Genomic DNA, 8346 nt, shown 5'->3' with positions numbered 1-8346 from the left:
ATAACCCGAGCTCTTTTTGTCGTCTTCCTAAAACAAAATTTGTAGAGTAAACAATGAGAAAGGCAACAGTACCGAGTATTAAATATGAAAGAAGTCCCATGTACTGGCTCATGATTGTTGTCAACATTTCTTTTGCCCCCGATAAACTTTGCATGACAGGATGACTTGGCAAAGCATTAAAGGCATACAAGAGACTATAAATTAAAGCTAAGCTTAAAAAATAAATGGTGTAAGTCTGCAAGTTTCGAAAAACATTGCGTAAAATTAATTTAGGATACATATTCTTTCCTCCTATCTAGTTCGTCTGTAAATTTCTTCTAGGTATAACTCATTTGAGAGACCATTTCGGTCAATATCATCAATAATTTGTCCATCGCTAAGAAGAACCATTCGAGATGAATACTTGGCAGCTGCGGGGTCGTGTGTGACTAATAAAATGGTAATTCCAAATGAGGCATTAATTTCTTGTAAGAGAGACATAAGATTTTCTGAATTAGCAGAATCTAGAGCTCCTGTTGGCTCATCTGCAATTAAGAGTTTAGAATCATCAATTAGCGCTCTAGCTGTGGCAACACGTTGTCGCTGTCCCCCTGATAATTGATTTGGAAATTTATTCTTTAGGTTTTGAATAGCTAATTTTGCCATAATATCATCAATTTTCTGTTGATATTGTTTTATCGATTTCCCTTGGATTTGCAAAGGTAAGATGATATTTTCGTAGACTGTTAAGGTTTCAACTAAGTTATAAGCTTGGAAGATATAGGAAATGTTTTTAGCACGATAATCTGCTAATTGACTTTCTTTAGCTTGAACTATATCGAAGTCTTCAAAAATAATACTGCCTGAATCTGGTGTATCAATAGTAGAAATACAATTTAACAAAGTTGTCTTTCCGCTACCACTTGATCCCATAATGGCTAAAAATTCACCTTTATTTACGGAAAGATGGATGTTAGAAAGGGCATGGACTAGATTTTCACCCTCTCCAAAAGTTTTATTCAATCCTGTTACTTCTAGTTGTGACATAATAGTTTCCTCCATTTCTTTTTATACTACTATTATGATTGATAGGCAGAATTTTCTCATGAGTATTTCGTGCAAAATTAAGTTAGAATCAAGGTCGTTTATATTTTTTAGAACAATAAAAAACCAACAACCTAAGAGGATTGTTGGTTATTACTGATAATTGAAATAGTTTATTTACTATTATTTATCATTTCTTTTTTTCATAAAGTAAACTATACCGATAATAATGACTCCTAATGCAAGTACAGGAGCATAAAATTCTAGTGTTCCAATAATTCCTTCCATTTTATCCCATCCTCCTTTTTTAGATAATCATCTTTACGATTATTAGTATACAATGTGATTAGATCAGTGTAATGAGTAAATCGTGCAAAATTTACTAATCTAGTTGATAAGTAATTTTTTTATTCCCATTTTATTGAATTGTTAAGTATTTCTTAATAGTTGATGCCTGTAACTAAACGGCACACAAAAAAATAAAAACAGAAAAAGTTGGAGCGCTGTAGCTTTGGTACTATAAGCCACAAGGGCTTATAGTACGGGAAAAATTGAGACCTTAGGCTCAATTTTTAGCCATGAGATTCGCAAAGCGAAGCTGCTGGCGTCCCTAGCTACTAAAGCGTAGACTTTTTCTGTTTTTATTTTTGTTAAATATTCGTATTTAGTAGTCGTTCAAATCTTCCACTTCAGCAATTGAGAAGTCTTTTTTCTCTAGCGCTGCAACAATTTGATTCAATGTTTCGTTTGAAACTCCTGCTGGAAGCGTAATTAACAGACGACGAAGCGAACGATCTTTTTCTGTATCTAATGTCATCACATTGGCAATAGAAGCATATTGATTAATAATCTTAGAAATTTGAGCTAACGATCCCTTTTCCCCACCAGAAATAATCGTTAAAACATAAGAACCATTATTCACACTCCAAGATTCTTGAAGCATATTTAATAAACTACTATGCGTTAAAATACCATAAAAACGTTGAGAATCGTCTAATACAGCGATATAAGGTAATTCTTTAATTGTAAAGAACACTTTGAAGAATGAACTTGTAATATTGATAAATTTCGTAGTGTTTTTAATTAAATGAGTAACCGGCAAACTCATATCGCCCCCATTTGCTTTATGACGATAGATGTGCATTTTATAAATATTTCCACGGAAGAAAGTTTCTGTTTCATCTAAAACTGGAACGCAACGATATCCAGAGTTTTCTAAAATAACAATCGCTTCTTCAAGAGTACAAGATTCTTTAACAACCGTTAAACTCTTTTTAGGAATAACAAGTGATTTTAATAGCATAGACATGCCCCTTTCTTGAAATCAATTTTCGTGTTTTGTAAACTATAGACACGTTTTCATTATTGATAATACCACTTTTTGATTAAAAAGTAACGAGAAATTTATTAAAATAGGGGGCAAAAATCTCTATATAATGGACATATCTTGCATTTTCACACAAAAGTGAGTATGATATTTGTATATTTTTAAAAAATTAACAAAGTAAAGGGGATAACTGAATGATGACAGCAGATTCTGATGGGAGTTCGCTGGGAATCCAGATTTTAATTATTGTACTATTAACTGCCATAAATGCATTTTTTGCGGCGGCGGAGATTGCCTTTGTATCGGTCAATCAAGGAAAGATGAGTCAAAAAGCTAGTGAAGGAGATAAGAAGGCGCAACGAGTGATGCGTTTATTAGAAAATTCGGATGAATTTTTAGCAACTATTCAAGTAGCGATTACGTTAGCAGGATTCTTCTCAAGTGCGTCTGCAGCAACAAGTTTTGCTTCACGTATTCAACCATTATTGGAGAATGTACCGGGTGCAGAAACATTAGCAATTTTGATTGTGACTGTAATCTTATCTTATTTAACATTAGTGTTTGGGGAATTGTATCCAAAACAAGTTGCCTTACAATTGGCGGAACCGATTGCCTTACATACGGCAGGAATTATTTTATTTGTCAAAAAAGTTTCAAAACCCTTTGTATGGATTTTAACCGTTTCAACGGGTATTTTAAAACGAATGACACCGATTGAATTTAATAATGAACAAGAAAAATTAACGCGTAGTGAAATGAAATCTCTTCTAGCGAACAGTCGTAATGATGGTGCGATTGATAAAGAAGAGTTTACAATGCTTCAAGGGGTCTTATCGCTTGATTCAAAACTAGCTAGAGAAGTGATGGTGCCAAGAACAGACACATTAATGCTTGATGTGGAAGATGATTTAGCAGAAAATATCGAAATCATTTTAAGTAGTTCTTATTCACGTTTCCCAATTTATGAAGAAGATAAAGATAATGTCATTGGAGTGTTACATTCTAAAGATGTTTTAAGAGCGGCAAAAGAACAAGGCTTCGATCAAATCCAATTAATGGATTTAGCGCATCAACCGTTATTTGTTCCTTCAACGATTTTCGTAGATGATTTATTAGTCGAATTTAGAAAAACACGTCAACATATGGCGATTTTAAAAGATGAATACGGTGGAGTTGAAGGTGTCGTGACATTGGAAGACTTAATCGAAGAAATTGTCGGTGAAATTGAAGATGAGTATGATGTGGAAGAAATGAGTTACCGTGAAATTGATGAGAAGAATTTCTTAATTGATGCGGGAATGACATTAGAAAAATTCAATCAAACATTCCAAACAACGATTGATTCAGATGAAGTGGACACAATGGCGGGAATTATTTTAGAAGATTTAGGATATTTCCCAGAAGATGATGAAGTTGTGGAAGTTCGTCAAGAAAATGTCTTATTAAAACCAACATTAGTAGAAAATGGAAGAATTCGTCGTATTCATGTGCACTTACTAACTCCAGAAGAAGTAGAAGCGTACGAACAAGAAGAAAACGAAGAAGAAACAGAAGAATAATAATCGTAACTATCGGGTTAACGGGCTCGGTAGTTTTTTTGCATTTATGGGCGCTAATCTCGCCAATTTTAGTTTTTCTACGCCAAAACGCCAAAAATGGCGTAGAAAAAAGAACAATTGAACGAGCTCTAAAAGAATTACAGGATTTAGAAAAGATACAACAAGTAGGAAATGGCCGTTCTACAAAATATATAAAACTATAGATTTAAACTAAAAGAAACTATCGGGTAACTGAACTCGATAGTTTTTATTTTAGAGCTTGTATAATTTCGGATAAGTTTGGGCGTGGTTTTGGATTTTTTAACAAACTCTCAATTAATTTTTCTGACATAAAATCTTTACTCCTTTTTTAATAAGAGTATAATAAAAATAAGAATTTGAGTAAAAAGTAATCTTATAGGATGACTTGGGGGAGAAGTTATGGGACATGGAGAATTTATTAAAAAAATTAGACAAGAAAAACATTTAACTCAAAAAGAGTTAGCAGAAGGTATTTTAAGTAAAAATTTTTTATCGAAGTTTGAGAGAGGAGAAAGTAAAATAACGAGTGAAATTTTTTTGAATTTGTTAGAACGATTAAATGTTTCCTTAGATGAATTTGAACAATTAGTGACTTCAAAATATTCTCAAAAGGAATTTCTACAAAAATTAGACACTTTTAAAAGTCAAAAAGACGTTTATTTATTAGAAAATTTAAAGGTAGAAGAGAAACAATTATTTCAAAGTGATAGAAATAGACGACATCTTCATAATCAAATTTTGGTGGAAGCTCATCTACAGTATTTACAAGGTAAAAATCTTGAGATGAAACAAAAAAGAGTGATTCAATCCTATTTATTTGAAGTAGAAGAGTGGGGAGAGTATGAATGGGAGTTGTTCGGGAATATTGTTTTTTGTTTATCCACTAAAGAGACACATTTATATCTAGATTCTATTTTTAGAAAAGCTCGTTTAGGAAAACAGGATACGATGCATAAACGAATGTTGTGTCGCATTTTATTAAATATTTTTTTAGAAGATATTGAAGCCAATCCATCTGAAGCTAGCCAAGTAGAAGTGTATTTAACCGAGTTATTACAAGATGAAGAATTTTATTATGAGAAAATTCGTTTCTACTATTTGCAAGGGATTCTACATATTTATCAAGGTTGTGTAGAAAAAGGGAAACTTGAGTGTATGAAGATGATTGATATTTTTAAGAGTTTAAAAGAACGTAAAAAGGCTACTCAATATCAAGAATATTTAGACTATGTTTTAAGTGAATTAGAATAAATCCAACTATAGGATGATTTTTTTCGAAGTGCTTGTGGGGAAAGTATAATGTAAGTAAGCATTTGGTTTCTAAAAGGGGAGTATGACATGATTCGAAAGTTAAAATTACAATTCATAACTATTTTCATCATTTTTTGTAGCTTAGAAGGGTTAGAATTATGGACGAGCTTTATTCATGCAGATTTATTAAATTTTTTAGTGGATTTGGATTTTCATCAATTCGGAATGGGAGCTTTATTATTAGTAGTAGTGTATGCTGTCTTTCTAGTAGTAACGTATATGGATCTTCGTTACCGCTCCTTTGTGAAGCAAAAAATTGCAACGCTTTGGAGAGATGAAGTGAGTGAAGCTATTTCTAATACATCTTATGCTCATTTTCATCAAAAGAAGAATCATGATTATATTGCTTGGTTTACAAGTGATATGGATCAAATTCAAGAAATGGCGGTCAATCCAAGTTTTTCTTTGTTAAGAGGGATTTTAGGAATCGTATTTTCAACGATTGGGTTATGGAGTATTCATTGGAGTTTAGTCGTTGTTGTGATAATTGAAATTGGTATTTTACTTCTATTGCCAAAAGTTTATGCTAAAGAACTATCTAAGAAGACGGTGCATAAGTCGAAAGAAAATGAACGATTTAATCAAATTATCTCTGATGTATTATTAGCATACGATACGATTTTTGTGTTTCAACAATGGAAATATTTTAAAGAAAAAATTCATCAAGCTTCTGAACAATTAGGCTTTACTCGAAGAAATTATAGTAAGTCTTTTGCAAAAGTAGCAGTTTTAGGTGGCTTTGGGAATGTCCTTAGTCAAATTTCCATCTTTTTATTTACGGGATATTTAGTGACTAAGGGAATGGTAACCGTAGGGGCTATTTTGGCAACAACAAGTTTAGCAGGAACAATTTTTAATGCCGTTGGAAATATGAGTCAAGAATTAGCAATGGTCACTAGTGCCAAACCATTATTTGAAAAAATTCATACATTACCGTTCTCAACACGAACAGAGGAAAATGAAGTAGAAACACTGGATGATGCAGAAGTATTATACAAGATAGAAAATCTTCAATTTTCTTATGGAGATACCATCGTGTTGAAACCTTTTAGCAAAACTTTATTCAAAAATCATAAATATGCCATTATGGGAGAAAGTGGAACAGGGAAATCTACTCTGCTCAATATTTTAGGAGGAAAAACCGAACGATACCAAGGAAATGTAACTTTATATCAAAAAGAATTAAACACCATTCCCTATTCAAAACTTTACGATTCTATTACTTATGTGGAACAAACTCCTCATATTTTCCAAGGAAGCATTCGTGAAAATATCGTTTTTCAAGAAGAAATATCAGACGAGAAAATTTGGGAAGTGCTGGATAAAGTGTTACTAAAATCCATCGTGGAACAATTGCCTCAAGGCTTAGATACAATGATTGGAGATACTTCTTCAACATTGTCAGGAGGACAATTACAACGCATTTCTCTAGCAAGAGCATTAGTTCAAAATCCGCAAGTGTTATTACTAGATGAAGTGACAGCGAATTTAGATGCTCAAACTGGAACAGAAATGATGCAATCTTTATTACAAGAGGAAAATCTAACCATTCTTTGGGTAACTCATCATCTTCCAGAAGAATTGAAATCTCTATTAGATGAAGAAATCATTTTGTAAATAGATGGATGCTAACATTTCTTCCACTCAAAAGCAGTGGAAAAGAAGTGTTTTTGAAATAGATACAAATGTATCTAATTCATGGATTTTCATTGACAGAATAGGGTTTGTTTGTGTATGATTGTCGCTATATTAAGAGAATAGGGGCAAGCAGATGAAACAAGTATTAAATTTTTGGAATCAATTAAGTTTGATTAATCGAATCGTCATCGGTATGATTATCGGTATTTTATTAGGAATTTTTGTTCCTCAAGCAGCAGCAATCGGAACAATCGGAACAGTATTCGTAAGTGCGTTAAAAGCAATCGCACCATTATTAGTATTCTTTATTGTGTTAAGTGCTTTAGCACAACATAAAGAAGGGCACGAAACAAATATGAAATCCATTGTTATTTTATATTTATTCGGAACTTTTGCAGCAGCGTTAGTGGGAGTTATTGCTAGTTTTGCATTTCCAATTACATTAACATTAACTGACACAGTATCTGAAATTGCAGCGCCAGAAGGGATTGCTTCTGTATTACAAACCTTAATTTTAAAATTAGTAGATAATCCGGTAAATGCTTTAATGAGCGGGAACTATATTGGTATTTTATCATGGGCAGTTGTTTTTGGCTTTGCATTCCGTAAAGCAGATGAAGCAACAAAATCATTTTTACAACAAATTGCAGATGCAACAAGTCATGTTGTTAAACTAGTGATTAGCTTTGCACCGTTTGGGATTATGGGCTTAGTTTATACAACTGTTTCAGAAAATGGAGTAGGGGTATTTGCAACTTATGGTAGTTTAATTATGGTATTACTTGGAAGTATGTTCTTTGTAGCATTAGTCATTAATCCAATTATTGTATTTGTAATGATTAAGGAAAATCCATTCCCATTAGTATTCCGTTGCTTAAAAGATAGTGGAATTACAGCATTCTTCACTCGTAGTTCAGCAGCAAATATTCCAGTAAATATGGAATTATGTAGAGATTTAGGATTAGATGAAGATAGCTACTCAGTATCGATTCCTTTAGGGGCAACAATTAATATGGCGGGTGCAGCAATTACGATTACAGTATTATCATTAGCAGCTGTTAATACATTAGGAATCCAAGTAGACTTTTTAACTGCATTAGTATTAAGTGTATTATCAACAGTTGCAGCATGTGGTGCTTCAGGGGTAACAGGTGGATCATTATTATTAATTCCTGTAGCATGTAGTTTATTCGGAATTTCAAATGATATTGCGATGCAAGTAGTAGGGGTTGGATTTATTATTGGAGTCATTCAAGATTCTTGTGAAACTGCCTTAAATTCATCAACAGATGTTCTATTTACAGCAGCAGCAGAATTCCGTCAATGGAAAAAAGAAGGTCGAGTAATTAATGTTCATCCTGAATTAGCAGAATAATATTTCTAGGGAAGACTTTTTAGTCTTCCTTTTTTTGTGTGTCAAGCGCAAGTTAAAATGTCCCGAAAAAAATTAGTTTAGTACAGGTGTGC

Annotated in this window: 6 protein-coding genes and 1 pseudogene; 4 read left to right on the top strand and 3 right to left on the bottom strand. The window is 32.7% G+C overall.

All coding sequences use genetic code 11. The features are described from left to right. From RWM24_RS08275 to cbpA, 3 genes and pseudogenes are all read right to left on the bottom strand, one after another. Window positions 1–280, bottom strand: a pseudogene (locus RWM24_RS08275) (ABC transporter permease); the annotation flags it as partial. A gap of 11 nt (window positions 281–291) precedes the next feature. After that, window positions 292–1026 (bottom strand): ABC transporter ATP-binding protein, encoded by a 735-nt coding sequence (locus RWM24_RS08270; protein WP_314113278.1) that lies wholly within the window; start codon window positions 1024–1026, stop codon window positions 292–294. Between the two features lie 661 nt (window positions 1027–1687). Then, window positions 1688–2326, bottom strand: a complete 639-nt coding sequence (gene cbpA, locus RWM24_RS08265; RefSeq protein ID WP_314113277.1) for a cyclic di-AMP binding protein CbpA — start codon at window positions 2324–2326, stop codon at window positions 1688–1690. Between the two features lie 218 nt (window positions 2327–2544). Between cbpA and RWM24_RS08260 the strand changes: the two genes are divergently transcribed. From RWM24_RS08260 to sstT, 4 genes are all read left to right on the top strand, one after another. Further along, entirely contained in the window at window positions 2545–3909 is a 1365-nt protein-coding gene (locus tag RWM24_RS08260) for a hemolysin family protein (RefSeq protein ID WP_314076621.1), read from the top strand. Between the two features lie 420 nt (window positions 3910–4329). Continuing rightward, the gene (locus RWM24_RS08250; protein ID WP_314113275.1) at window positions 4330–5181 is read left to right on the top strand and encodes a helix-turn-helix domain-containing protein; all 852 of its coding nucleotides are present in this window, start codon (window positions 4330–4332) and stop codon (window positions 5179–5181) included. 87 nt (window positions 5182–5268) lie between these two features. Continuing rightward, window positions 5269–6858, top strand: coding sequence for an ABC transporter ATP-binding protein (locus tag RWM24_RS08245; RefSeq protein ID WP_314113274.1), 1590 nt, complete (start codon window positions 5269–5271; stop codon window positions 6856–6858). 154 nt (window positions 6859–7012) lie between these two features. Next, window positions 7013–8254: a serine/threonine transporter SstT gene (sstT, locus tag RWM24_RS08240; protein ID WP_314113273.1), complete on the top strand. Its 1242-nt coding sequence runs from the start codon at window positions 7013–7015 to the stop codon at window positions 8252–8254. Window positions 8255–8346 lie beyond the last annotated feature (92 nt).

The sequence above is a fragment of the uncultured Granulicatella sp. genome (assembly GCF_963516875.1).
GTDB lineage: Bacteria > Bacillota > Bacilli > Lactobacillales > Aerococcaceae > Granulicatella.
This window is presented reverse-complemented; position numbering and strand designations above follow the sequence as displayed.

Excerpts from the sequence above, each read along its gene's own strand:
- RWM24_RS08270 (WP_314113278.1), bottom strand. The coding sequence starts at position 1,026 with ATGTCACAACTAGAAGTAACAGGATTGAATAAAACTTTTGGAGAGGGT.
- cbpA (WP_314113277.1), bottom strand. The coding sequence starts at position 2,326 with ATGCTATTAAAATCACTTGTTATTCCTAAAAAGAGTTTAACGGTTGTT.
- RWM24_RS08260 (WP_314076621.1), top strand. The coding sequence starts at position 2,545 with ATGATGACAGCAGATTCTGATGGGAGTTCGCTGGGAATCCAGATTTTA.
- RWM24_RS08250 (WP_314113275.1), top strand. The coding sequence starts at position 4,330 with ATGGGACATGGAGAATTTATTAAAAAAATTAGACAAGAAAAACATTTA.
- RWM24_RS08245 (WP_314113274.1), top strand. The coding sequence starts at position 5,269 with ATGATTCGAAAGTTAAAATTACAATTCATAACTATTTTCATCATTTTT.
- sstT (WP_314113273.1), top strand. The coding sequence starts at position 7,013 with ATGAAACAAGTATTAAATTTTTGGAATCAATTAAGTTTGATTAATCGA.